Genomic DNA, 24,382 nt, shown 5'->3' with positions numbered 1-24,382 from the left:
TCGCGTGAAGGCCGCGCCGTCCTCCCGCAGGAGGGCGGCGCGCGGCTCGAAAGCCGAGCGCACGGGCAGGAGATATGGTAGTATGGTTATCAGCGCAAATCCCGAAGCGGGTCGGGGAGCCGGCGACGTGACCGCACGCATTCGAGTCTGCCGGCCGGGATCGGCCATTCCGGAGTTTCCCGTTCTCACGCGCGGGAAGACCAACCGTTCCGCGGGGAACCCGACGTCCCGCTGCGGTACGTGGCGAACGAATTCGCGCTTCAACAATCGCGAGCAGGGAGTGGATCAGCATGCGATATCGCCGTCTCGGCAACAGCGGCTTGCACGTATCCGTGTTTGGCTTGGGCACCAACGCTTTCGGTAAACGGGCCGACAAAGCCGCTTCCGTCCGGATTATTCACCACGCATTGGACAGAGGCGTCAACTTCATCGACACGGCCAACATCTACGCGAATACCGAATCGGAGAGAATTATCGGGGAGGCTCTTGCCGGAAGGCGGCATGAGGTCGTGCTGGCGACCAAGGCCGGTCTGCCGATGGGACCGGGGGACAATGACCGGGGCTCCTCCCGTTTTCACTTGATGCGCGAGCTGGAGAACAGCTTGTCCCGCTTGAAAACCGACTATGTCGACCTGTATCAGATCCATACGTTCGATCCGAATACGCCGCTTGAGGAAACGCTGCGCGCGTTGGACGACATGGTTCGTTCCGGGAAGGTCCGCTATATCGGGGCGTCCAATTACGCGGCATGGGAGCTGATGAAGGCGCTGGGGATCAGCGACCGCCAAGGATACGTCCGCTACGTCTCGACGCAGACCAGCTACTCGCTGGCGGACCGGACGCCGGAGCAGGAGCTTGTGCCCGTCTGCCTGGATCAAGGGGTGGGCATCATCCCGTATTTTCCGCTGGCGGGAGGCATTCTGAGCGGGAAGTACGGCTCGGCGGACGCTGTGCCGGCGGGCTCCCGCGCGGATAAGGACCCCGGCTTCAGAAGGTTTCTGGGGGACCGGACGATCGCGCTCGGCCAACAGGTTAGCAAGCTGGCGGCGGAGCTCGGTTATACCGCCGGCGTGCTGTCGCTGGCATGGCTGATGGACCGTCCCGCCGTCTCGACCGTGATCGTGGGCGCCACGCGCGTCGAACAGTTGGAGGATAATCTGAGGAGCGTGGAGATTAGCCTTCAGCCGGAGGTCGCGCAAGAGTTGGACGCCATCAGCGAGCCGTTCCGGTACGGCAAGCCGTTTGCGGTTTACAGGTTGTCCTGAACAGTACCGCCCATCGGGGAGGGGGCTGTCTCGATAAGAGATAGCCCTCTTTTTTTGCAGGTCGGGGGGAGGCGCGCCGAAGGGTAGGCGGCATGGGCCTCCGGCTGTGGAGGACGGACGGCATTGCCTCCAACCGCGGGACGGCTGTTGCGTTGGGCCCGAAACGACGGCGCGGCGGGGGAACGTACGGATGGGCGTTTTTTATAGGCTGTATGTAGCGGTCGAGATAATCGCCTCGCGATATGTTATCAGTAATGGGAGCGGCGTCGGGACAGACGCGACGGATCGGGGCAAGAACCGGGAAGTAGCGCGATCTGTTCCGGCCGGGAGCCGGTTAGGCGCCCAGCGGGCGGGGATGCGGCGCGGGTAATGCGAGGGCGTCGCCGGAAACGGGCTTCCGGCCGAAGTTGGCGTGCTGCCGTTCGTCGCCGGGCCATTAGCAATATGAAATATCGTTAACCCCCTCGTATCGCCCATCTTGAACTCCGTTAGCGATATGAAATATCACTAAAGAGGGAATTCGGGCAGGATTGTGCGGGGTATCCGGGCGTTAGCGATAATCTGTATCGTTAAACTCCGCTCCGGCAGAAGAATTCCGGGCCGTAGCGATAAAAAATAGTAAAAAATATCATAAAACCCGGCCAAGCCGCAAATTCAATAAAAGCCGCCATTCCGCGAACGGCAGGCTGGACGCGCGGATCGACCGGATTCCGGACGCTGGCGACGCAGCGATATGGACTGTCAACGAACCGTATTTCCGGCCGTTGCCGCTGCCATCGTAAACGGGAAGAGGCGAACTTCAGCCGGTGCCAGTCGCTCTCTTGGGGGCCAGCGCCAGACGAGGGAGTCTGAAAAGTGTCCTGCAGGCCGGCCACCGTCGGCTTGAACGGCGCAGTCTCGGCGGCGGGATCAGCCTTATTCCGTCTCTGGCGACTAAACGTCGTACCCGGCCAGGAGCGGAACAGCGACGATGAACCGGAACGCCAAAAGCAAAGCTGAGCGAACGGGATCATGTCCAGAGGAATCGAAAAACGGCCATGCCGCCCCGTCCGCGATGCCGCGAATCCGAACCTGGCGCTGCCCCCTCGAAATTAAATGTTGCACTAATGCAAAACTATTGTATATAATAAACAAAGAGATCTAAGTGCAAAAAAAGAGGACGAAGGCAACAAATAGGCATATGGAGCATATTTAAGGAGAGAGAGGGACCGAACGATGAGCCAACAAACTGTCGAACAACAACAAGCGCAAGGCATGCAGCCTTTGCCGAAAAAAATGCCGGGGCCGTTCAAGCGGGCGATGCTGACCGTCGCTTACGTCGCGATGATCGCGCTCGCCGCTTGCTCCCCGGCGGGGGAAGAAGCCGAGTTCAAGCCGCTGGACGGCGACCGGCCGGTTAAGATCACGACGACGATCGGCATGATCACGGATGTGGCGAAGGAGATCGGCGGAGAGCACGTCCAGGTGACGGGGCTCATGAAGGCGGGCATCGACCCCCACTTGTACAAAGCTTCTCAAGGCGACATCAAGCGTCTGGACGAAGCGGACCTGATCCTGTACAACGGCCTGCATCTGGAGGGCAAGATGGCGGAAGTGCTCGACCAGATGAACCGCAAAAAACCGACCATAGCGGTCACGAAGAACATCCCCGAAAGCGAGCTGCTCGCCGGCGACCCCGAGTCGGGCACGCAGCACGACCCGCACGTCTGGTTTGACGTCAAGCTGTGGATGAAGGCGGCCGAAGTGATCCGCGACGAGCTGGTCAAGATCGATCCGACCCATGCCGATACGTACAAAAAGAACGCGGAGGCGTATCTGCAAAAAATGGAGGAGCTCGACCGGTACGCGCGCGAGCAACTGGCGACGATCCCGCCGGAATCCCGCGTGCTTGTCACCGCGCATGACGCGTTCGGCTATTTCGGCCGGGCGTACGGCGTCGAGGTGAAGGGGCTGCAAGGAATCAGCACCGCTTCGGAGACGGGAACGAAAGACGTCGCCGATCTGCGGGACCTGCTCGTGCAGCGCAAGATCAAAGCGGTGTTTGTGGAATCCAGCGTGCCCGCCGACCGGATTCGGGCGGTGATCGAAGGGGCGAAGCAGTTGGGGCATGACGTGAAGATCGGCGGCGAGCTGTTCTCGGATGCGATGGGTCCGGAAGGCACCGAGGAGGGTACGTATCTCGGCATGGTCCGCCATAACGTGGATACGATCGTTAAAGCGTTGAAATAGGAGGGGAACGGAGATGAACAGACAAACCATGCCGCACAGGGCGACGGGCGAATCGTCCTCGCCTCTGTCGATTCAAGGGCTGACCGTCGCTTATCAGAAAAAACCGGTCCTGCAAAATGTCTCGCTCGAGATCCCCGAAGGCAAGCTGATCGGGCTGATCGGCCCGAACGGCGCGGGCAAATCGACGCTGATCAAGGCGGCGCTCGGTCTCGTGCCGATCCTCGACGGGGACGTACGCGTCTACGGACGCCCCTACCGGCAGCAGCGCAGGCTGATCGGGTATGTGCCCCAGCGGGAATCGGTCGACTGGGATTTTCCGACGAACGCGCTGGACGTCGTCATGATGGGCCGTTACGGCCATCTCGGCTGGTTCCGCCGTCCGGGCGCGAAGGAGCGCGCCAAAGCGATGGAATGCCTGGAGATGGTCGGGATGGCCGATTTCGCCGACCGTCAGATCAGCCAGCTCAGCGGAGGTCAGCAGCAGCGTATATTTCTGGCCCGGGCGCTCGCCCAGGATGCGAAGCTGTACCTGATGGATGAGCCGTTTGTCGGCGTCGATGCCGCCACGGAGCGGGCGATTGTCGCGCTGCTCGGGGAGCTCAAGCGGCAGGGCAAAACCGTCGTGGTCGTGCATCACGATTTGTCGACGGTTAGCGAATATTTCGATTGGATCGTGCTGCTGAACGTGCAGGTGGTGGCTGCGGGGCCGACCCGGGAAGTATTCACCCGCGAGCTGCTGCAGCGCACGTACGGAGGCAAGCTGACGATATTGGATGCGGGGAGCGGCGTCGGCGGCATACTGGCGGAGAAGAGGTGAGCGGAGATGTCGATGATGGATATTCTGCGCGATCCCAACGCGCTGTGGATTCTGCTGGGATGTATGCTGCTGGGCCTGTCCAGCGGCGTCGTCGGCAGCTTCGCGTATTTGCGCAAGGAAAGCCTTATGGGCGACGCTCTCGCGCATGCGGCGCTGCCCGGCGTATGCCTCGCGTATCTGATCTCCGGCACCAAGTCGATGGGGCTGTTCGTCATCGGGGCAGCGGCGGCGGGGCTGGCCGCGACCTGGATGATCGGAGCGGTGACGCGGCATACGAGGCTGAAGTCGGACACGGCGCTGGCGCTCGTGCTCTCCCTGTTCTTCGGGGCGGGGATCGTGCTGCTGACGGAAATCCAACACAGCGCCAGCGGCAATCAGAGCGGCTTGGATAAATTTTTGTTCGGGCAAGCGGCGTCCATGGTTCAGTCCGACGTCTGGTCGATGGCGATCGTCTCCGTGCTGGTGCTCGGCGTATGCGCCCTGCTGTTCAAGGAGTTCAAGCTGACGAGCTTCGACCCCGGATTCGCGCGCGGGGTCGGCTTCCCGGTCCGGCTGATCGAATCGCTGCTTATGCTGCTGATTGTCGTCACCGTGGTCGCGGGCATTCAAGCGGTCGGCGTCGTGCTGATGTCGGCGCTGCTCATCTCTCCGGCCGTCTCCGCCCGGTACTGGACGGACCGGCTCGGAATGATGGTCGGGCTGTCCGGATTGTTCGGCGCGATCAGCGGCTTGAGCGGGACGTATATCAGCACGTTGGACAACAACTTGCCGACCGGCGCGCTTAGCGTGCTGGCGGCCACCTTGCTGTTCGGCGTCTCCGTGCTGTTCGCCCCGCGGCGCGGACTGGTCGCCAAGGGCTTGCGGAGACTTCTGCTGAAGCGCGAGGTGCGGTCGCAGGTTCGCATGGCGTCGCACGGTTCCGCGGCGAAGGAGGGGCAAGGCGCATGAACGATTTTTGGATTTTGCTGACCGGGGCGCTGGTCGCCTCCGCTTGCTCGTTGCTGGGCTGCTTCCTGATCCTGCGCAAGATGGTGATGATCGGCGACGCGATCAGCCACGCGGTGTTGCCGGGAATCGTGCTGGCGTTCCTCGCCAGCGGCTCGCGGGATTCGTTCGGCATGCTGCTCGGCGCGGCGGTAATCGGACTCGTCACCGTCTTTTTGATTCAGACGCTGCAGCAGAGCGGCGTCCAGTCCGACGCTTCCATCGGCGTCGTGTTTACGGCGATGTTCGCCTTGGGCATCCTGCTCGTCACGCTGTTCGCCCGCCAGGTCGATCTCGATCTCGATTGCGTGTTGTACGGCGAGATCGTGTTCGTGCCGTACAACGAGCTGCAGTTGTTCGGCTATTGGGTCGGGCCCAAGGCGGTGTGGCTCGTCGGGTTCGCGCTCGGCCTTAGCGTTCTGCTGATCGGTTTGTTTTACAAGCAGTTCAAAATATGCGCCTTCGACCCGGCGCTGGCCGCGGCGCTCGGCATCCCGGTGGCGCTGTTCCACTACATGCTGATGGGCCTGGTGTCCGTCACGACCGTCGCGTCGTTCGAGAGCGTAGGCGCTATTCTCGTGGTCGGTATGCTGGTGATCCCGGCCGCCACGGCTTACCTGCTGACCGACAGGCTCGGCGTGATGCTCGCCCTCAGCGTCAGCGTCGGGATTGTCAGCTCCACGCTCGGCTACGGCTTGTCGATGTGGATGGACGCGTCCATCGCCGGATGTATGGTGGTGGCGGCGGGCGCGCTGTTTATCGCCGCCTTCCTGTTCTCCCCGAAGCAAGGGCTGCTGTTCCGCAAGCTGCGTCAGCGCCGTGCGGCGGCTTCGGCCGCCGGGGCGCGGGCGGCGGGATGACGCGCCGACACAAAAGCCCGGAAGGAATCGTCGGATCGGACGATTCTTCCCGGGCTTTTTGAGTGCCGGAAAATGCCGCAAGGCTTTATCGGCGTCGGCCGTTTTACGTTTGCGGTTTTTCCTCGGCGAGCCGCTTTTTGAACGATTCCGGCGATTGGCCCGTTTGTTTTTTGAACAGCCGGCTGAAATGGGCGAGATGCTTGAAGCCGAGCTGGAAGCACACTTCCGTGACGGATGTCCGGGGATTCAGCAAAAACATGATTTTGGCCTGATTGATGCGGCGGCGGTAGACGTAGTCGAAGATGGTGACGCCCGTCACTTCTTTGAACAGCTTGGACAGATGGTATTTGCTCAGATGAAGGTGGTCTTGCAGCATATCGAGCGTCAAGTCGCGGGTATACTGCGACTCGATGAAGCTGATGATGTCCTGTACCGTACGTTCTTTGTCCGAAGGAAACTCGGGTTTGTCGCGGAGAGGCTGCTGGCACAAATCGTAGACGTAATAAAGCATATCCGCCAGGGCAAGCTGCAGACGGTTATAGCCGATCGTGTCACCCCGGCGCTTGTAGCCGTCCATCCGGGCGAGCAGGCGCTCCGCTTCCTCCCGTTCGGGGCCGGCGAGCGATAGCCGGTGATTGCCCAGATCCTGAAACGGCTTAAACACGTTCAGCGCGTGAGGCATGTCCAGCAGGGGGCGCAGGTTCTCCGGCTGGAAATGCAAAAGAGTGCGCACGTAGGGAACGGATTTGTCGATTTTGGCGCAGTGAAGCGTCATGCCGTTCATCAGAATCAGGTCGCCGGGGGAGAGCACGTAGATTTTGTCGCCGATCAAGTAATTGCAGACGCCCTCATGGAAATAATAAAGCTCATAATACGGATGCGAATGGAAGACGGGGTCGATCGGTCCGACCAACCGGTACGAAAATTCGAAGGAGGCTCCCGATCGGATACGCTGCGGAAACATGAACGCTCCCCTCTCGCGTGACGTCGCTGGGATTGTGAGAGTGTATGGAACCAGCATACCACACCCGGGAACCGGACGAAATCGCATCGCCGCCGGAAAAATAAAGAAAAACCTCCCGAACGGTCCGGGCGGCCGTTCCGGAGGCGTATGCGGTTGGCGGTTACGACTCGAGCAGCCGCTTCATGTAGTCGGCGAAATCGCGCAGCAGCGCTTCGGAGCCGAGTTCTCCGCTGAAGTCCTCCACGCCGAGGTAACCGCCGTAGCCGACGGCTTTCAGATCCTCGATCACCTGCTTCCACGGAACGACGCCCTTGCGGATGCCGGTCCAGGAGCACGTCCAGGTCACGCTTCCGTCCTCGTCCGCGCCGGTTTCTTTCCAGCCGGCGTTTTTGACGTGGACATGCGCCAGATACGGCCCGAGTATTTCCATCCCCATGCGGAAATTTTCGAAGCCCTCGTGCACCATGTTGCCGGGATCGAACAGGACGCCGACATCATCGGGATCGAGCCCTTCCACGAGCCGGTAAGCGGCGGAAGCGCTGGGCGCGATCGTGACGTGGTGAGTCTCGACGAGCCCCTTCACGCCGTATTGCTTGCACAGCTCGGCGGCTTCGCGCAAGTACGCGCGCTCGGATTCGAACAGCTCGCCGAACGGCCGTGTGCGGTTGTAGCCGTGCACCCCGAGCCGGATAAACGAGGCGCCGATGCGCTTCGCGACGCGGAGCACATGCTCCGTCGCTTCCAGGTCGCCCGGCTGCAGATAAGGCGTCACGCTAACGTTTTCGAGGCCGTGCCGGCGGGCCGCTTCCGCGAACGAGTCGAAGTGCGCGTCGCCGCCGCGGGGGTCGATCGAGCAAATATTGTTGCGCCAGAACGAATACGGCTCTTGGCGGGCTTCGTCCGGAATTTCCTTAAAACGCCATTCGATGCCGTCCAGACCGGCCATTTGGGCCGCGGCGGCCAGCCGGTCCGGCGTCAAGTCCGGAGTGGCGACGGTAAAAACGGATAATTTCATGGGTTATGCCTCCTGACGGTTCGAGACCGATTATTCCACGCGCACCGCGAGCTCCTGGGCCTTCAGGCACAGCTCGGCGGCTTTGAACGCATGCTCCTGCGTCATCGCGGTTTCCGTGCGGTTCAGGCAATCGAGAATCAGCTCGCCGAAGTACGGATATCCGACTTTGCCGCGAAGCTCCAGCCGATGCTCGCCTTCGCCGTTCACGAGGTACAACTGGTCGCCTTCCGGCTGGCGCGCGATGTCGACGTATTTGCGCAGCTCGATGTATCCGTCCGTGCCGAGAATAACCGTGCGCCCGTCGCCCCAGGTCGACAGCCCGTCGGGCGTCAGCCAGTCGACGCGGAAGTAATGGCTCGCGCCGTTATCCCCGCGCAGCATCGCGTCTCCGAAGTCTTCCAGCTCGGGATATTGCTTGTTGCGGTAGTTCGCGACCCGGCTCTGCAGCACTTCGGCGTCGCGGCAGCCCGCGTAGTACAGGAACTGCTCGATCTGGTGGCTGCCGATATCGCACAGGATGCCGCCGTACTGGGCTTTCCGGAAAAACCAGTCCGGCCGGGACGGCGCGTTCAGCCGGTGCGGACCGAGCCCCATAACTTGGACGACCCGTCCGATCGCCCCGTCCTTCACGAGCTGGCCGGCGAACACCGCGCTTTCGACGTGCAAGCGCTCGCTGTAGTACACCGCGTATTTCCTGCCCGTCTCGGCGACGGCTCTGCGGGCTTCGGCCAACTGATCGAGCGAGGTGAACGGCGTTTTGTCGGTAAAATAGTCTTTGCCGTGGCGCATGACGCGGACACCGAGCGGTCCGCGGTCGCAAGGGATGGCGGCGGCGGCCACCAGCTTCACCTCGGGGTCCTGCAAAATTTCCTGCTCCGACGACGCGGCGCGTACGCCGGGGTACTTGCGCAGGAACGCTTCCACCTTGGCCGGGTCCGGGTCGTACACCCACTTGAGCGTCCCACCGGCTTCGGTCAAGCCGTTGCACATGCCGTAGATATGCCCGTGATTCAGGGCCATCGCGGCGAATACGAATTCTCCCGCCCGGACGACCGGCTTCGGTTTGCCCTGGGGCGCGTAATTCATTCCGTCTTTCATCGTGATGCCAGCTTCCTTTCCGCAGCGGATTCGGACCGTATGGCAGCGGGTTGAGTGTCCTTGCCCGCCGGTCAGTGCGTGCCCGAGACGTCCGCCGTTACGTAGTGGTTGGCGTCTTTTTTCGTCTTGGAGTTGCGGATCTGCTCTTGAAGCTTATCATAGAACAGGTCTTCGTCGATGGGGAACTCCACCCAGTCGTCGATCCACGTCGACAGCAGCATCGCGTTGGACAGCATCAGGCCGTTGATGCCTTCTTCTCCGGGAGCGATCAGCGGCGTTCCCTTGAGAATCGCGTTCACCCAGTCCTGCGTAATCGCCGCGTGCTGCGAACCGCCGGATGCGACGGGCACGTCGAACGTCCAGCATTCCGGCTGTCCGAACGAGCCGGTGAACGTCCGGTTGAACTCCGACTCCGGAACCCGCAGCCTGGAGAAGGTCAGCTTGCCGTTCTCGACCACCAGCTTGCCCCGGTCGCCGCTCACTTCGAACCGGTTCGTGCCCGGCGATTCGTAGGTCGAAGTGACGAACACGCCCGTCGCGCCGTTCTCGTATTCGACGTAAGCGGTGACGTCGTTCTCCACCTCGATGTCGCGATGCTTGCCGAATTGGCAGAAGGCCCGCATCCGTTTCGGCTTCAGGCCGGTCGTCCATCCCCACAGGTCCAATTGGTGCGGGTCCTGGTTGATGAGCACGCCGCCGCCTTCTCCCGCCCAGGTGGCGCGCCAGCCTCCGGAATTGTAGTAGCTTTGCGGGCGGTACCAGTTCGTAATGATCCAGTTCGTGCGGCGGATTTCGCCCAGCTCGCCGGACTCGAGCAGTTCCTTCAGCTTGGCGTACAGCGGGTTCGTGCGCTGGTTGTACATGATGCCGAACACGTTGCCGCTGGCCGCGGCGGCTTCGTTCATTTCGCGCACTTGTTTCGTGTAGACGCCCGCCGGTTTTTCCACCAGCACGTGCAGTCCGTGGGAGAACGCCTGGATCGCCTGCCGGGGATGGTCGTAGTGCGGGGTGCAGATCAGCACGCCGTCGATCGCGCCCGAGGCGTACATCGCTTCCGGCGTATCGAAACGCCGGACGTGTTCGCCCAGCTCGCTGCGCGCCCATTCCAGCCGCTCCGGACGGCTGTCGCACACGGCGGCGAGAACGCCGTCTTTCACTTCATTTGCAATCAAATATTTGGCGTGGCCGGTTCCCATGTTGCCCAACCCGACAATGCCGATGCGTACGCTAGACATGGTGAAATTCCCCCAGGAACATATTTTCCGTGAGATCCGGTATGCTCTCATTTTAACAGACGGCATCCGATATCTCTTTACTCGCACCATCGAATCTCTTGCGGGATTTGACTGTGATTGTGGTCGTTCATGAAAATGGCTGAAAATCGTGATATACTTAAGCGCGAAAGACCGGCCGCACGGTGCGGCCTGTACATACCGCCTGACTGCGGCATGTTCGTTCGAATCATATCTACGTATCGGGAATCATCGTTGACTGTTGGAATTCAAAAAGCAGAATGATGCGATAAAAAGCGAAACAGGATGGGAGTTTTGCGGCATGTGCGGAATAGCGGGAGTCGTATATTTTACGCCAACCACGCCGGAGGAATCGTTGATCCGGAAGATGACGGACGTGATCGGGCACCGGGGGCCGGACGACTACGGCTTTTGGGCGGAGCCTCACGTCGGGCTGGGCTTCCGGCGTCTGTCGATTATCGATTTGTCGGAAGGGCATCAGCCGCTCGCCAACGAGGACGAGTCGGTCTGGATTACGTTTAACGGGGAGATCTACAACTACAAGACGCTGCGTCAGCGGCTCGAATCCCAGGGCCATGTGTTCAGGACGAATACGGATACGGAGGTGATCGTCCACCTTTACGAGGAGCTCGGCGAGGATTGCGTCAAGGAGCTGCGCGGCATGTTCGGCTTCGTCATCTGGGACAGGCGGCGCAAGATGCTGTTCGGCGCCCGGGACCATTTCGGGATCAAGCCGTTCTATTACGCGCACGACGGCGACCGGCTGCTGTACGGCTCCGAGATCAAAAGCCTGCTGGCGGCGGGCGTCGAGAGGCGTTTGCGGCAGGAAAGCCTGCTGAACTACATGACGTTCCAATACGTGCCGGAGCCTTACACGATGTTCGAAGGCGTGAACAAGCTTCCGCCCGCGCATACGATTACGGTGACTCCGGACGGCGCGGTGTCGATCCGCCGCTACTGGGACCCGATGTTCGAGCCGGTCGAAGGGCCGCTCGATATGTACATCGAGGAATTGCGGGCGAAGCTGGCGGATTCGGTGAAGCATCACATGGTCAGCGACGTGGAGCGCGGCTGCTTCCTGTCCAGCGGCATCGACTCGACGGCGATCGCCGCCCATATGCGCAGGATCGAGCCGATCCGGACGTTCTCGGTCGGCTTCGAGGGACCGAACAACGAGACGACGGTCGCGGAGCAGACGGCGCGCGCGCTTGGCACGGAGCACTACAGCCGGGTGATTACGGAGCAAGACTACTTCGACTCGCTGCCCAAGGCCATCTGGCACCAGGACGAACCGGTGGCCGACCCGTCCGCGATCGCGCTGTACCATGTCGCCAAGCTGGCGGCGGAGCATGTGACCGTCGTCCTGTCCGGCGAAGGGGCGGACGAGCTGTTCGGCGGCTACCGCATCTACCGCGAGCCGCGCTCGCTCGCGGCGGTGTCGTGGCTGCCGGGATCGCTGAAGCGGGCGCTTCGCACGCTGGCGGAGGCGCTGCCGGCGGGCGTCCGGGGGCGCAACTATCTGATCCGGGCGGCGACGCCGCTGGAGGAGCGGTTCCTCGGCAACGCGCGCATCTTCAGCGAGGACGCGAAGGCGGAGCTCGTGCGCTTCGGCGGGCAACTGCTGGATTCGTATACGAATCCGGTGCAGACGGCGAAAACGTTCTACGACCGGACGAAGCATCTGGACCCCGTGTCCCGTATGCAATATATCGATCTGAACCTGTGGATGCCGGGCGACATCCTGATGAAGGCCGACAAGATGACGATGGCCCACTCGCTGGAGCTGCGCGTGCCGTTCCTCGACAAGGAGCTGTTCGAGCTGGCGCGGCGCATTCCGGCGCGGCACCGGATCGCCGGCGGCACGACCAAATATGTATTCCGCCGCGCGATGGAAGGCATCGTGCCGGATTTCGTCCAGAACCGGCCGAAGCTCGGCTTCCCCGTGCCGCTGCGCTCCTGGCTGAAGGGACCTCGCGGAACCCTTCTGCTGGAGCAGATCGAAGCGGCGGAGCTCGGTCATATTTTCGACATGCGCCAGGTGGAGCGGATGGTGTCCGAGCATGTCGCGGGGACGGCCGATCATGCCCGCAAGCTGTGGGTGCTGTACGTGTTCGCCTTGTGGCATGACGCTTATCTGAAGGAGCAGGCGTCCCCGTTGGCGGCAGCGGCGCGGTAAGCGCGGGCCGCCGGAATCGAGAGGAGGAGAGGCATGCCGAAATATCGACTGCTGGCCCTGGACATGGACGGTACGCTGCTGGACGACGAGCAGCGCATATCTCCGGAGAACCGCGAATGGATCGGCCGGGCACGCGAAGCTGGCGTAACGGTGATCTTCGCGACGGGGCGGGGGTATCAGAGCCTGCTGCCCTATGCGGAGGAATTGAATCTGGACAGCCCGATCGTCGCGGTGAACGGCAGCGAGATTTGGCGGCGTCCGGGCGAGCTTCACGAGCGTCACCCGCTGGGGCGAGACGACGTGCGGCAACTGTACGCTCTCGCGCTGCGGCACGATGTCTGGTATTGGGCTTATTCCACCGAAGGCGTCTTCAACCGGGAGACCTGGACGAACGACGTGGATTCGTACGAGTGGCTGAAGTTCGGATATTACACGGAGAACGGCGAGAAGCTGTCCGCGATTTTGGACCAATTGAACCGGTGGGGAGGCTATGAGATCACGAATTCGCATCCGTGCAATCTGGAGGTGAATCCGCGCGGAGTCAGCAAAGCGAGCGGGCTGCGCGCGGTGTGCGGGTTGCTCGGCATCGAGCTGTCCGAGACGATCGTCGCGGGCGACAGCTTGAACGATATCGCGATGATCCGCGAGGCGGGGTTCGGCGTGGCGATGGGCAACGCGCAGGATGCCGTCAAAGCGGCGGCGGACGCCGTGACGGGCACGAACGCCGAGCACGGCGTCGCGCAATTGATACGGACTTATATCCTGAACGATTGATCGGGGGAGCCGGGATGGACTGGATGTCTGTGTTGGGTTGGGCCTTGATCGTGCTGCTGTTCGCGGTCGGCATGCTGGGGGCGGTGTATCCCGTTTTGCCGGGCGCGCTGGCGATCTACGCCGCTTTCTTCGTGTACGGGCTGTTTTTTACGTGGGAGCCGTTCGGCATCTGGTTTTGGCTGATACAGACGACGATCGTGGTCGTGCTGTTCGCGGCCGATTACGCCGTCAGCGCGCTTGGCGTCAAGAAGTTCGGCGGCTCCAAGGCTTCCGTATGGGGAAGCACGATCGGCCTGATCGTCGGACCGTTCGTGATCCCCGCGTTCGGCCTCATTATCGGCCCGTTCGCGGGAGCCGCGATCGGCGAGCTGATCGCCGGGAAGGACTGGAAGCAGGCCGTGCAGTCCGGCCTCGGCGCGCTTGTCGGCTTTTTCACCGGCACGGTCGTGAAGGTGCTGCTGCAAGGGCTGATGATCGTGCTGTTTATCGTCTGGATCTGGTAGCTCCCGGAGCGCCGCAACTTGAGGACTTCCGAATGACCGTAGCCTTGGGCCGTCCGAGTCCCCGCACTCTTGGGCTGGTCTCCCCCGATTTGGCGAATCTATCAACTTAATTTATCACCGGACGGGCGGCTCCCGACGCCGGTAAAAGATTTCTGACGACGGCAGGCGGAAGCCGAAGGCAAGACCCGGAACGACGGACGGCAGCCCTGTGGCGCGGAGGCTCCGTATATCGTCGGACGGGCGAAGGAAGGCAGGAATGGACGTTGGCTAAAGATTCGTTGGTAAAAGGCACGCTGATCCTGGCGGTGGCCGCATTGGTGGCGCGAGCCCTCGGGCTTGTGCAGCGGGTGCCGCTGGAGCACCTGTTGGGCAAGGACGGCAGCGGCATGTTCGGCCAAGCGAACAATGCGTATCTGGCGCTGCTCGTTATCGCCACCGCCGGCATCCCCAGCGCGCTCAGCAAGCTGGTGTCGGAGCGGATGGAGCTGGGACGGCACCGCGAGGCGCAGGATTTGTTCCGCGCCTCCGTGCTGTTTGCGTTGGCCGCGGGAGTCGTGCTGACGGCGGGCTTGTACCTGCTGGCTCCCTGGTATGCGGAGTTTTCCCGCGTGCCGGATTCGGCGGCGGCGATTCGGGCGATCTCGCCGACGCTGCTGCTGTTCCCGCTGATCGCGATGCTGCGGGGATACTTCCAGGGCAACCGGATGATGATGCCGGGAGGCATCTCGCAGATCGTCGAGCAGTTGATCCGCGTCGCCGCCGCTCTTGCGCTGGCGGGCGTGCTGCTTGGCCTCGGCTTCAGCGTGCCGGTCGCGGCCGCCGGCGCCGCGTTCGGCAGCGTGATCGGCGGCGTCGCGGCGCTGGCCGTGATGCTGTACTACTACCGCAAGCTGCGCCGCGAGCAGGCGGCCAAGTCCGGTCGTGGAACGGCTGACGAGACCCGACTGCGGACCGGCGAGGCGTACAAGCTGATTCTGCGCATCTCGGTGCCGATCACGCTGTTCTCGCTGGCGGTGCCGCTGCTGTATATGCTCGACAGCTCGCTGCTCGGTCCGCTGCTTGCGCCGCAGATGGGCGAGCAGCGGGCGGCGGAGTGGCTCGGCATCCTGACGGGACGCGCGCAGCCGATCGCCGGGTTGCCGATTATTTTGGCGGTGGCGCTCAGCCAGTCCGTGATTCCGGTCATCTCCTCGGCATACGCCAAGGGCGACGCGGACGAGGTGGCCCGCCAGACGTCGCTGTGCTTGCGGCTGTCGCTGCTGTCCGGCCTGCCGGCCGTCGTCGCGCTGTCCGTCGCGGCGGAGCCGCTGACCGGGTTCTTGTATACCGACGCCGAAGGCGCGGGCATGGTGTCGCTGCTGACGGCCGGCACGATCTTTCAGATTTTGATGATGACGACCGGTGCCATCCTGATGGGACTCGGCCGAGTGAACGCCTGCGTCGCGTTTGTCGGCATCGGGCTGGCTGTCAAGCTGGCCGCGCTGTACGCCTTGACGCCGCTGCTTGGCCCGAACGGCATTCCGGTCTCGACGTCGCTGTGCTTCGCCGTCGCGTCCGTGCTGAACCTGTGGTATTTGCGCCGGATGGTGGCGTACCGGGTGTTCGGCGTCCGCTGGGTCGGCCTGATCGCGACGGTGCTGGGCATGAGCGCAGCCGGGCACGCTCTCCTGCAGCTCGCGGAGGAGGCGTTCGGCGGCGGCAACCAATACCTGCACGACGGCTTCGCCTTGGCGCTGTCCGGGGGCGTCATGCTGCTGCTGTATCCGGTGCTGCTGGGCGTGACGGGCGTCGTCACGAAAGCCGACGCCGCGGCATTCCCCCCGCGGGTGCGGCGCTTGATCGGCCGGTTCGTGAAGCTGCCCGAAGCCGGCAAAGGCACGGCAACCTGAACAAAAACGCCTCTCCGCCGTTCGGGCGGAGGGGCGTTTTTGACTCCGCCGCGTGCCGGGGCATTCAGCCGGGCGGAGCCTGCCGGCCGGGTTTCAACGCTTGCGCGGCCGCCACGGCGAGCTCGATCGCGCGCAGCCCCTCGCAGCCATCATGCGCAAGCTCCCAGCGGGCGGGCGGCTCCAGCGGCTCGAGCGCGTACTCGGCGGCGAGAGCGGGGCCGGCCTCGTCCAACCAATCGTACGGCTTCGGCTCGGGCGGCGGCTGGTCCGGCCAAGCGTCCTCAAGCGCCGGACTGTACAGACGGTCGGCGCCCGGCTTCAGCCGGTGGCCGGCCAGCCTCGTCCGGTAGGGGCGATCGGGCGGCGACGTCCTCTCCCGGGCGAACAGATGCGGCCAGTAATCGGCCCGGGAGCCGGTGTGGCGAACCGACAACGCGAAGCCGATAGCGCCGGTCCGCACCGGCTCCACGCCGAACAGCAGCGCGTACAACTGCTTGCCGAAGCGAATCCGTTCCTCCAGATTGCCGAAATCTTCAAGCACGAGGCCCGCCAGCCGCAAGATGCGGGGATTCGCCGGAGACCGATACGGAAACACCACCTGATTCATCTGCAGATAGGCTTGCGCCCGGAAGAAGGGGGATTCCAGCACCTGCTCCCGGAACAGCGGATTCCGGACGACGCGCTTCTCGATAAAATGCTGCTCGTTGACGATCAGCGCGGCCGTCAGCGCTGCGGGTTCGCGGGTTTGCCAGAAGCGCCGCCAGACCGGGATCATGAACCGGGAGACGCCGAACTCGCTTAACAAGCCGGACAAATCCCGGCCGGCGCGCACGGAAGCGTCGTAGAGCAGCAGTTGGGGGTAAGCGTCCCCGAATATGTACGAATTGGCCGTTTCAAGGAAGCGGAAGACGTGCCGCCGCTGTTCGGGCGTCAACAGCCTCGGCAGCAATTCGCCCTGCAGGTCGGTCATGTTCCAGCCCCCGTTGCGGGAAACCATATGGGCCACCAGTGCCCAATGCAGCTCCGGATGGCGGCGGTAAACCGCCCGGTACGCTTCGGTTCGCGTGACGTTATTGCGGTTGAGCGCCCGCGTCTCCGCCCGGATGCGGGAGACCAGCGAGTCCAGGGGCGAACTCCGGAGATCCGGCGCGAAAGCCGGGGCGCGAAAGCCGGCCGTGTACCGATCGGGGACAAGCGTCTCGCCCGGCGACAGCGCCGCTTCCATCTCCGTTCGGGCGCGGAACCGGTCCGCCGGGACTGTGCCGGTCCGGTCGGCGGTCGCCGGCAGCCGCCGCCAGGCGAGGGACAGCCACTCCCGGTCCTTGAGCGGGATCGACAGCTCCGAAGGAAGCGGGCGGCGGCCGCGCTGTCCCCATCGCGCCCGGAACCGCCGGACGAGGCGCGCCGCCCACCGGTATGCCGTTCCTTTCCATTTCATCCATGCCGCCATCGCGCTTGCCCCTTTCGCAAAATGAGTTCCTTTGATACCAGTTTGCTGCATTTTTCGGCCCCTTAACCGCTCGAATTGACAGGTCCCGCGGCGGTGTGCTATTAATTGGGAAACCGGACGCGGTTGCGGCTTGTTGCCGCCCCGACGTCCGTCTATTTACAGGGAGGTTGCAATTCCATGTTGAATGTTCGGACCGAATCCGAGTTTCGCGAGGCGATCGCCTCCGGGAAGCCTGTTATCGCCGTTTTTAAAACGACCTGGTGCAAGGATTGCCATTATATCGAGCCTTTTATGCCGGAAGTCGAAGCGGCATACGCCGACCGCTTGACCTTCATTCAAATCGACCGCGACGAGCTGCCGGACTTGTGCACGGAGCTGAACGTACTGGGAATCCCCAGCTTTATCGCCTTCGCTCAAGGCAAGGAAACGATCCGGTTCGTGAACAAATATCGCAAAACGCGCGAGGAGATTGAGGAGTTTTTGGACCGCGCCGTGGAGGTCGCCCGGGCCGTCGAACAAGCCGCCGAATAAGGGGACGGGGGGAACGCCTTGAAAAATTGGAAGAGGCATGCGCGCGAGTGGCTGACCAGCCTGTTGATCGCTTTTGCCATCTTTTTTACGGTCAACACCTATGTCGCCCAAGCCATGAAAGTCAAAACCGGCTCGATGATTCCGACGCTGGAGATCAGCGACCGGATTTTCGTGGAGAAGCTGGTGAGCCTCACCGAGTTCCATTTTCAGGACATTATCGTGTTTCATCCCCCGGTGCCCGGACATGAGAAGGAAGCTTGGGTCAAGCGCGTGATCGGCCTGCCCGGAGACACGATCGAGATCCGAGACCGGAAGCTGTACCGGAACGGGGAAGCGGTGGACGAACCGTATATCCGCGAGGAGATGCGTTACTCCATGGCTCCGGTCGTCGTCCCCGAGGACCATTATTTCGTGCTGGGGGACAACCGGAACGACAGTCTGGACTCCCACCTGTGGGACCAGCCGTTCGTGCACAAGGACCGGGTGATCGGCAAGGCGATGGCGACGTTCTACCCGTTCAGCCGGGCGAATATTTGGTGGCCATAAACGGAGATGGATTCGGCCGGTGCGGCCTTTGTCGACGAACCGTTAAAGTCTCTTCGACAGTTTGTCACATTTGCGAATGGCAAACGCGACGGGACATCGCTATAATGAAGGTTGACACAGAGAGAGTGGGTGAAGACCTTCATGAAATTGTCACCGAAAGCCGTAAGAACGTTAACGCTGTGGACGGTTATCGGCATGGGACTCGTGCTGCTTATGGGTTCCGTCGTAACGAAGACGGAATCGGGCATGGGATGCGGTTCCGATTTCCCGTTATGCCACGGCAAGCTGATTCCGGCGAAAACCATCGAATCGATGATTGAATACAGCCACCGGTTCGTATCCGGATTGGTCGGACTGCTGGTGTTGTATACGACTGCCGTTGTCTGGAAAAGCGTGCGCGAGCGAGCGGATGCCCGCTGGTTCGCGGCGATCGCTCTTCTCTTCACGATCGTGCAGGCGATCATGGGCGCGCTGGTGGTCAAGATGTCGCAAGCCTCGGGCGTGTTGGCGCTTCACTTCGGTTTTTCCCTGATCGCCTTCGCGGCCTCGCTGCTGCTGGCCATCGTCGCCCGGCAGCGCACGGCGGAGCCGCAGTCGGGCGCGACCCGGGCCGTTCCGGTTTCGCCGGGCTTCAAGTGGCTGGTCGCGGTCTCGATCGTGTATTGCTATGTCGTCGTTTACCTGGGCGCGTTCGTCCGGCATACGGAATCGGCCGGCGGCTGCACCGGCTGGCCCTTGTGCAACGGCGAAGTGATCCCCGAATTGAGCGGACCGGCGGGCATCGCCTTTCTTCACCGGATTGCGGGGCTGCTGCTGATGATCGTCGTCGCCGTTTTGGGCCATATCGCCTACCGCCATCAGAGCGACCCGACGCTGCGCCGGGCCGGCGTATGGGCGACCGTGCTCGTCGTCGCGCAAGTGCTCAGCGGCGGATTGGTCGTGTTCACGCTGGGAAGCGAACAGTTCTACTTGTTCACCAGCCTGCTGCACACGATGCTGATCTCCGGGCTGTTCGGCGTGCTGACGTATATGGGAGTGCTGACGCTCCGGCGCGCTCCGTAGCCAAAACAGGCGGTTCCCGCCCTGCGTTCGTTCGCGCAGGCGGGATACCGCCTGCTCCCGTTTTACCGGACTCCCACTATCTCGGCCTATAACTGGAGGATTTGAGTCATGATCCATGCGAACTTGCGCAGTTTCCTCGATCAACTGCGACGGGAAGGCGACCTTCGGATCATCGAAGCGCCGGTCGACCCGTATCTGGAAATTGCGGAAATTCACCGCCGCGTCATCGAGCAGAGGGGACCCGCCCTGCTGTTCACGAATGTCAAAGGCAGCCTGTTCCCGGTCGTCACGAATCTGTTCGGCACGCCGAGACGGGTCGATCTGGCGTTCGGGCCGCGGCCGGAACAGTTCATGAAGCGTCTGATGGCGGCCAAGGAGACGCTGCTTCCGCCTTCGGCGAAAAAATTGTGGGAAGAGCGCGGCCTGCTGCTGGATCTGATGAAGGTCGGCATGAAGACGCTGCCGCGCGACAAAGCCCCGGTGCTCCAGCATTGCGAGACGCAAAATCCGCTGGCGGGCATACCGGCGCTGACCGGCTGGCAGGACGACGGCGGTCCGTTCATCACGCTGCCTCTTGTGTACACGGAGCATCCGGACAATCCGAAGGATCACAACCTCGGCATGTACCGGATGCAGATTTACGACGGCAAGACGACGGGCATGCATTGGCAGATCCACAAAGGGGGAGGCTTCCACCACCATGAGGCGGAGAAACGCAATCTCTCCTTGCCCGTCACCGTGTTCCTCGGCGGCCCGCCGGCGCTGATCGCTTCGGCGATCGCGCCCGTGCCGGAGGCGCTGCCGGAGCTGCTGCTGGCGTCGTTTATCCTCGGAGACAAGCTGCCGATGGCGGACAACCCGTTCGGCGGCCACCGGCTCGTCGCCGAAGCCGAATTCGCCATCGTCGGGGAAGTGCCGCCGCATGTCCGCCGTCCGGAGGGGCCGTTCGGCGACCATTACGGCTATTATTCGCTCAAACACGATTTCCCGGTTTTTAACGTCAACCACGTCTGGCGGCGCAAGGACGCGATCTATCCGGCGACGGTCGTCGGCAAGCCGTATCAGGAGGACTACTTCCTGGGCGAGTTCCTGCAAAGACTGCTGCACCCCGGTTTTTCCCTGGTGATGCCGGGCATCCGCGATCTGTGGACATACGCCGAGACGGGCTTTCACCCGCTGGCGGCGGCGATCGTGCGGGAGAGCTATTCGCGGGAGGCGCTGTCGAACGCGTTCGCCATTCTGGGGCAAGGCCAGTTGACGCTGACCAAATTCCTGATCGTGACGGACCAGCAGCTCGATCTCGGCAATTTCTCCGCGCTGTTCGAGGCGGTGCTGGAGCGGTTCGACCCGCGCCAGGATCTCTTTATTCTCAACAAGACCTCGCATGATACGCTGGATTATACGGGGCTGCAACTGAATCACGGCAGCAAGGCGATCCTCATCGGCACCGGCGCCCCCATCCGCGAGCTGCCCCGCGAGTACGCGGGCGGGGACATCCCGGAGATTCGCGACGCGCGCGTCTATTGCGGCGGCTGTCTGGTCGTCTCGGGCGAATCCTACGAGAAGGAGCCCGAGCTGGCGGAGCGGCTGCTCGGTTACGCCCGCGACCGCCTGGCGGAATGGCCGGTCATCGTGCTGGCGGACGATGCGGCGATTGCGCAGAGCCAGTTGTCGTTCCTCTGGACGGTGTTCACCCGCTTTAACCCGGCCACGGACATTTACGCGGACGCGTCGGTGCGCCAGCATCATCTCAGCTACCGGCTGCCGATCGTGATCGACGCGAGGATGAAGCCGGGATATCCGGACGAGCTGTTCCCGCGGGAGGACGTCGTGCAACTGGTTGACCGGCGATGGAAGGAATATTTTCAATGAGCGGCTATTCCAATGCCAAATCCGGCGTGTGGATTCCGCATGCCGGATTTGTGCTCGTCTATATTCTGTGGGGACTGAACATGTCCTCGATGAAATTCGGCGGCGGCGAGTGGGACCCGTTCGTCTTCAACAGCTTGCGCTACCTGCTGATCGCGCCGATCTTGTGGCTGATGTGCGCGTACATGCTTCGCGGCGAGGCCACGAGGGCTCCGGTCTGGAAATCCCCGTTCCGGATGGAGCGGAAGGACCTGATGTTGCTGCTCGGTCTCGGCGTCTTGTCCGGCGTCGGCATGGAAGCGTTCCTGTCCTACGGGTTACAATATTCCAATACGGCGAACGGCGCGGTGCTTGGCCGGGGCTTGACCCCTGTGGTTACCGTCCTGATCGCGCTTGCTCTCCGCCAGTTGAATCTGACCTGGCGTATCCTGGTCGGCATCCCGCTGGCATTTGTCGGCGTTCTGCTGATGGTCGGCGGCGAAGGCGGATTCGCGATTACCGAAGAGACGCTGAAGGGCGACGTGATTTTGCTGTCGCGCAGCCTATTCGGCGCGATCTACCTGATCGGCATGAACCGGCTTATCGGCAAATATCCGCTGCCGCTGCTGATTGCCTGGGAGATGACGGCGGCCGCCGTGTCGCTGGCCCCCGTGCTGATCTGGAAAGGGTCGTACGAGCTGTTCGCGGAGATGAGCTGGCAGGGCTGGGTCAGTCTCGCCTACACGTCGATCTTCGCGACGATCGTCGGCTTTTACATCCATAACGCCTGTCTCGGCCGGCTCGGGCCGTTTAAAGCTTCCGCTTACGGTTATCTGCTGCCGCTGACGGCTGCCGTATTCGGCTATCTGCTGCTGGGCGAGCGGCTCAGCGTTTACCAGTGGATCGGGGGAGCGGGCGTGCTTACGGCGATGTACCTGGTCCAGCGCGACCGGATGCAGGAGGTCCGGGGCGCCGGCCGGCCGATGCCGATTGCAACGGAGGTGCGGAAATGATGCTGTTTACGGACGATTCCGGCACGCCGCCGGAGCTGGAGCCCGCTTACGGCGCCATCGACCGGTACCGCAAGCGGTTGGAGCCCCTGAAGCAAGAGGGCTCGCCGGACTGCGGCTTTTACACGCAATGCGACATTCAGGCGAGATCGTGCCGATTGGCGCTGGAGGAGCTCGAATGGAGCGTCGCGGCTTCCGAGCGTTTTCGCTCCGGCGTGACGGAGAAGGTGGCGGAGCGGATGCCTCCTGACGAATGGCATCAATACCGGCTTCATGTGTATTTTTATAAAAACGCGTTTATCCGGGTGTTTTCCATCCTCGATAAGCTCGGCTCGCTGCTGAACCGGCTGTTCGAGCTGCGGACGGAGCGCGTCAAGCACCGGTACTCGTATTACACCGTGCTGCGGCAAATGCAGCATATCCATGCCGTTCCGGAGCTGACGCGCAAGCTTGCGGCGATCAAGGAAGCATACGGGCCGCCGATGTCCCGGCTTCGCAAGAAGCGCAATGTCGAAGTCCATCTGATCAACTCGGAGCTGGAGGACGATATGTACGCGGCCGATCATTGCAGCGGGGGCCGGACCTTAATCGAGGATCTGGAGGAAGCGTCCGTCGATCTTCTGGCGGGCCAGCGGATGGTCGCGGAGACGATCGCCGCCGTGTTCGGCGACTTGGAGGCCCGGCTGATGCGCTCCGCACATCCGGCGGCCCCGGGCAACCGGAAGCGTGCAACGAACCCGGGCGACCGGTACCGGATTCGGCATGACGATCCGCACGGTTGGGAACGGGCGCATACGTACGCGAGGAGGCGGCAATCATGAAGCAGGACGGCCAGGAGATGCGGTTCGTTTTGTTCGGACCCGAGCGGCGATATTCGTTCGTCGGGGCCTACGGCCATTCGGTCGAGCTGACGATGTTCCCGGAGGACCCGGAGCCCGCGGGGCATGTCGTGCTGCTCGTCCGCTGCGGCGGCGGGCTGCTGTTCGCGCGGCATTCGCGCCGGGGGCTGGAGTGGCCCGGCGGCAAGGTGGAGCCGGGAGAGACACCGCTCGAGGCGGCGCTGCGCGAGCTGAGGGAGGAGACCGGCGGCTCGGCGGAATCGGTCTGGTTTGTCGGGCAGTATGTCGTTCATGGAACCGAGAGCGGCCGGTTCGTCAAAAACGTCTACGCGGCGGTTGTGCGGGAGCGTCCGGGCGAACCCACCGGCGACGATACCGACGGCGCCGAGATCGTGCCGATCGACGTGCAACCGAGCCCGGAGCGCGGTTTCTCGCCGCTGGTGTGCGACCCGGTATTCGCCGCGGTGCGGTCGGCCGTGCTCGGCGTCGGCTGATTGCGCCGCCGCGCCGCAGCCGCCTCGAACCGCGAAGCGGCTTTCCATCCGTTCTCACACAAAAAAGGACCGGTCCACCGGTCCTTTTTCGCCCATACGGTTAAAATACTTGAACGACTTCCTGAATGCCTTCGACTTCTTCCAGCAGCGCGCGTTCGATGCCTGCTTTCAGCGTGATCGTCGAGCTCGGGCAGCTTCCGCAAGCGCCCATCAGGCGCAGCTTCACGATGCCGTCCTCGACATCGACCAACTCAACGTCGCCGCCGTCGCGTTGCAGAAACGGGCGCAATTTATCCAATACTTCAAGTACTTCGTCGTACATTTTGTTCTGGGTAGCTTCGCTCATTTGATTCAGCCTCCTTCTTCTTTTATATTATATAACATCGACCGCGAAAGTAAAATGGCTCGAAGGCCCGCCCGGTCCGGGGCGGCCCAGCCTTGAGGCAAGGAGCAACGCACATGAAAGCCATCATCGAGTTTTGCGCCAACAATATGCATCACGGCACCGACCGGATCATGAAAAAATTGGAAGAAGCACATCCCGACTTCGATGTCGTCGAATACGGCTGCCTCGGCAATTGCGGCCAATGTTATATGGAACCGTTCGCGCTGGTGAACGGGCGAATTGTCGACGCGGCGCATGCGGACGAGCTGTACGAGAAAATACTGCTGGCTGTTGAAGGCGAAGAAGAAGACCCGTTTGCGTTCGTGGACGATCTGGATTAAAGCCCGTTTTCAGCCCGCCGCCAGCTCGTCCCCGTATACGCATGCCTCC

Annotated in this window: 23 protein-coding genes; 17 read left to right on the top strand and 6 right to left on the bottom strand. The window is 62.4% G+C overall.

Translation table 11 applies throughout. The features are described from left to right. The first annotated feature begins 290 nt into the window (after positions 1-290). The 5 genes from FE781_RS03125 (at position 291) to FE781_RS03105 (ending at position 6,155) form a co-directional block, all read left to right on the top strand. On the top strand, positions 291-1,265 hold the full coding sequence (locus FE781_RS03125) for an aldo/keto reductase (RefSeq protein ID WP_138788179.1): 975 nt from the start codon (positions 291-293) through the stop codon (positions 1,263-1,265). A 1,254-nt stretch (positions 1,266-2,519) separates the two neighbouring features. Further along, positions 2,520-3,494, top strand: coding sequence for a metal ABC transporter solute-binding protein, Zn/Mn family (locus tag FE781_RS03120; protein WP_379252768.1), 975 nt, complete (start codon positions 2,520-2,522; stop codon positions 3,492-3,494). A gap of 13 nt (positions 3,495-3,507) precedes the next feature. Continuing rightward, positions 3,508-4,311, top strand: a complete 804-nt coding sequence (locus FE781_RS03115) for a metal ABC transporter ATP-binding protein (protein WP_281281866.1) — start codon at positions 3,508-3,510, stop codon at positions 4,309-4,311. Positions 4,312-4,323: 12 nt separating this feature from the next. Then, positions 4,324-5,259, top strand: coding sequence for a metal ABC transporter permease (locus FE781_RS03110; protein ID WP_138788317.1), 936 nt, complete (start codon positions 4,324-4,326; stop codon positions 5,257-5,259). Further along, positions 5,256-6,155 (top strand): metal ABC transporter permease, encoded by a 900-nt coding sequence (locus FE781_RS03105; RefSeq protein ID WP_138788178.1) that lies wholly within the window; start codon positions 5,256-5,258, stop codon positions 6,153-6,155. Before FE781_RS03110 ends, FE781_RS03105 begins: the two co-directional genes overlap by 4 nt. A 103-nt stretch (positions 6,156-6,258) precedes the next feature. Here FE781_RS03105 and FE781_RS03100 read toward each other — a convergent pair whose 3' ends face one another. The 4 genes from FE781_RS03100 to FE781_RS03085 all read right to left on the bottom strand — a co-directional run bounded on the left by FE781_RS03100 (position 6,259) and on the right by FE781_RS03085 (position 10,467). Further along, a complete protein-coding gene (locus tag FE781_RS03100) occupies positions 6,259-7,119 on the bottom strand; it encodes an AraC family transcriptional regulator (protein ID WP_138788177.1) in 861 nt (286 codons plus the stop codon). 160 nt (positions 7,120-7,279) lie between these two features. After that, positions 7,280-8,134 carry a sugar phosphate isomerase/epimerase family protein gene (locus FE781_RS03095; protein WP_138788176.1) on the bottom strand — a complete coding sequence of 285 codons (855 nt, stop codon included), beginning with the start codon at positions 8,132-8,134 and terminating at the stop codon, positions 7,280-7,282. Between the two features lie 30 nt (positions 8,135-8,164). Next, complete coding sequence (locus FE781_RS03090) at positions 8,165-9,238, bottom strand: Gfo/Idh/MocA family protein (protein WP_138788175.1); 1,074 nt, start codon at positions 9,236-9,238, stop codon at positions 8,165-8,167. 65 nt (positions 9,239-9,303) lie between these two features. Continuing rightward, on the bottom strand, positions 9,304-10,467 hold the full coding sequence (locus FE781_RS03085; RefSeq protein ID WP_138788174.1) for a Gfo/Idh/MocA family protein: 1,164 nt from the start codon (positions 10,465-10,467) through the stop codon (positions 9,304-9,306). A 319-nt stretch (positions 10,468-10,786) separates the two neighbouring features. Here FE781_RS03085 and asnB point away from each other — a divergent pair, with 319 nt between their 5' ends. The 4 genes from asnB to FE781_RS03065 all read left to right on the top strand — a co-directional run bounded on the left by asnB (position 10,787) and on the right by FE781_RS03065 (position 15,827). Then, positions 10,787-12,661 (top strand): asparagine synthase (glutamine-hydrolyzing), encoded by a 1,875-nt coding sequence (asnB, locus tag FE781_RS03080; RefSeq protein ID WP_138788173.1) that lies wholly within the window; start codon positions 10,787-10,789, stop codon positions 12,659-12,661. A 33-nt stretch (positions 12,662-12,694) separates the two neighbouring features. Beyond that, positions 12,695-13,435, top strand: a complete 741-nt coding sequence (locus tag FE781_RS03075; protein WP_138788172.1) for an HAD family hydrolase — start codon at positions 12,695-12,697, stop codon at positions 13,433-13,435. A gap of 23 nt (positions 13,436-13,458) precedes the next feature. Then, complete coding sequence (locus FE781_RS03070) at positions 13,459-13,938, top strand: DUF456 domain-containing protein (protein ID WP_138788316.1); 480 nt, start codon at positions 13,459-13,461, stop codon at positions 13,936-13,938. 263 nt (positions 13,939-14,201) lie between these two features. Continuing rightward, positions 14,202-15,827 carry a putative polysaccharide biosynthesis protein gene (locus FE781_RS03065; protein WP_138788171.1) on the top strand — a complete coding sequence of 542 codons (1,626 nt, stop codon included), beginning with the start codon at positions 14,202-14,204 and terminating at the stop codon, positions 15,825-15,827. A 64-nt stretch (positions 15,828-15,891) separates the two neighbouring features. Here the strand turns inward: FE781_RS03065 and FE781_RS03060 are convergent, their stop codons facing one another. Then, positions 15,892-17,277 carry a DUF2515 family protein gene (locus tag FE781_RS03060; RefSeq protein WP_246068012.1) on the bottom strand — a complete coding sequence of 462 codons (1,386 nt, stop codon included), beginning with the start codon at positions 17,275-17,277 and terminating at the stop codon, positions 15,892-15,894. A 177-nt stretch (positions 17,278-17,454) separates the two neighbouring features. On the opposite strand from FE781_RS03060, the gene FE781_RS03055 reads away from it, so the two are divergent. From FE781_RS03055 to FE781_RS03025, 7 genes are all read left to right on the top strand, one after another. Then, entirely contained in the window at positions 17,455-17,808 is a 354-nt protein-coding gene (locus FE781_RS03055; protein WP_138788170.1) for a thioredoxin family protein, read from the top strand. Between the two features lie 18 nt (positions 17,809-17,826). Continuing rightward, on the top strand, positions 17,827-18,354 hold the full coding sequence (lepB, locus tag FE781_RS03050) for a signal peptidase I (protein ID WP_138788169.1): 528 nt from the start codon (positions 17,827-17,829) through the stop codon (positions 18,352-18,354). Between the two features lie 141 nt (positions 18,355-18,495). Beyond that, on the top strand, positions 18,496-19,416 hold the full coding sequence (locus FE781_RS03045) for a COX15/CtaA family protein (protein ID WP_138788168.1): 921 nt from the start codon (positions 18,496-18,498) through the stop codon (positions 19,414-19,416). A gap of 108 nt (positions 19,417-19,524) precedes the next feature. Then, positions 19,525-21,288, top strand: a complete 1,764-nt coding sequence (locus tag FE781_RS03040; protein WP_138788167.1) for a UbiD family decarboxylase — start codon at positions 19,525-19,527, stop codon at positions 21,286-21,288. Next, entirely contained in the window at positions 21,285-22,277 is a 993-nt protein-coding gene (locus FE781_RS03035) for a DMT family transporter (protein ID WP_138788166.1), read from the top strand. Before FE781_RS03040 ends, FE781_RS03035 begins: the two co-directional genes overlap by 4 nt. Further along, positions 22,274-23,095: a Cthe_2314 family HEPN domain-containing protein gene (locus FE781_RS03030; protein WP_138788165.1), complete on the top strand. Its 822-nt coding sequence runs from the start codon at positions 22,274-22,276 to the stop codon at positions 23,093-23,095. The genes FE781_RS03035 and FE781_RS03030 overlap by 4 nt, the downstream gene beginning before the upstream one ends. Next, a complete protein-coding gene (locus FE781_RS03025; protein WP_138788164.1) occupies positions 23,092-23,607 on the top strand; it encodes an NUDIX domain-containing protein in 516 nt (171 codons plus the stop codon). The genes FE781_RS03030 and FE781_RS03025 overlap by 4 nt, the downstream gene beginning before the upstream one ends. Before the next feature lie 100 nt (positions 23,608-23,707). Here FE781_RS03025 and FE781_RS03020 read toward each other — a convergent pair whose 3' ends face one another. Further along, positions 23,708-23,953, bottom strand: a complete 246-nt coding sequence (locus FE781_RS03020) for a NifU family protein (protein WP_138788163.1) — start codon at positions 23,951-23,953, stop codon at positions 23,708-23,710. 113 nt (positions 23,954-24,066) lie between these two features. Between FE781_RS03020 and FE781_RS03015 the strand changes: the two genes are divergently transcribed. Further along, positions 24,067-24,333, top strand: a complete 267-nt coding sequence (locus FE781_RS03015) for a YuzB family protein (protein WP_138788162.1) — start codon at positions 24,067-24,069, stop codon at positions 24,331-24,333. The last annotated feature ends 49 nt before the right edge of the window (positions 24,334-24,382 follow it).

Source organism: Paenibacillus thermoaerophilus, from assembly GCF_005938195.1.
GTDB classification, from domain to species: Bacteria; Bacillota; Bacilli; order Paenibacillales; family Reconciliibacillaceae; genus Paenibacillus_W; species Paenibacillus_W thermoaerophilus.
This window is presented reverse-complemented; position numbering and strand designations above follow the sequence as displayed.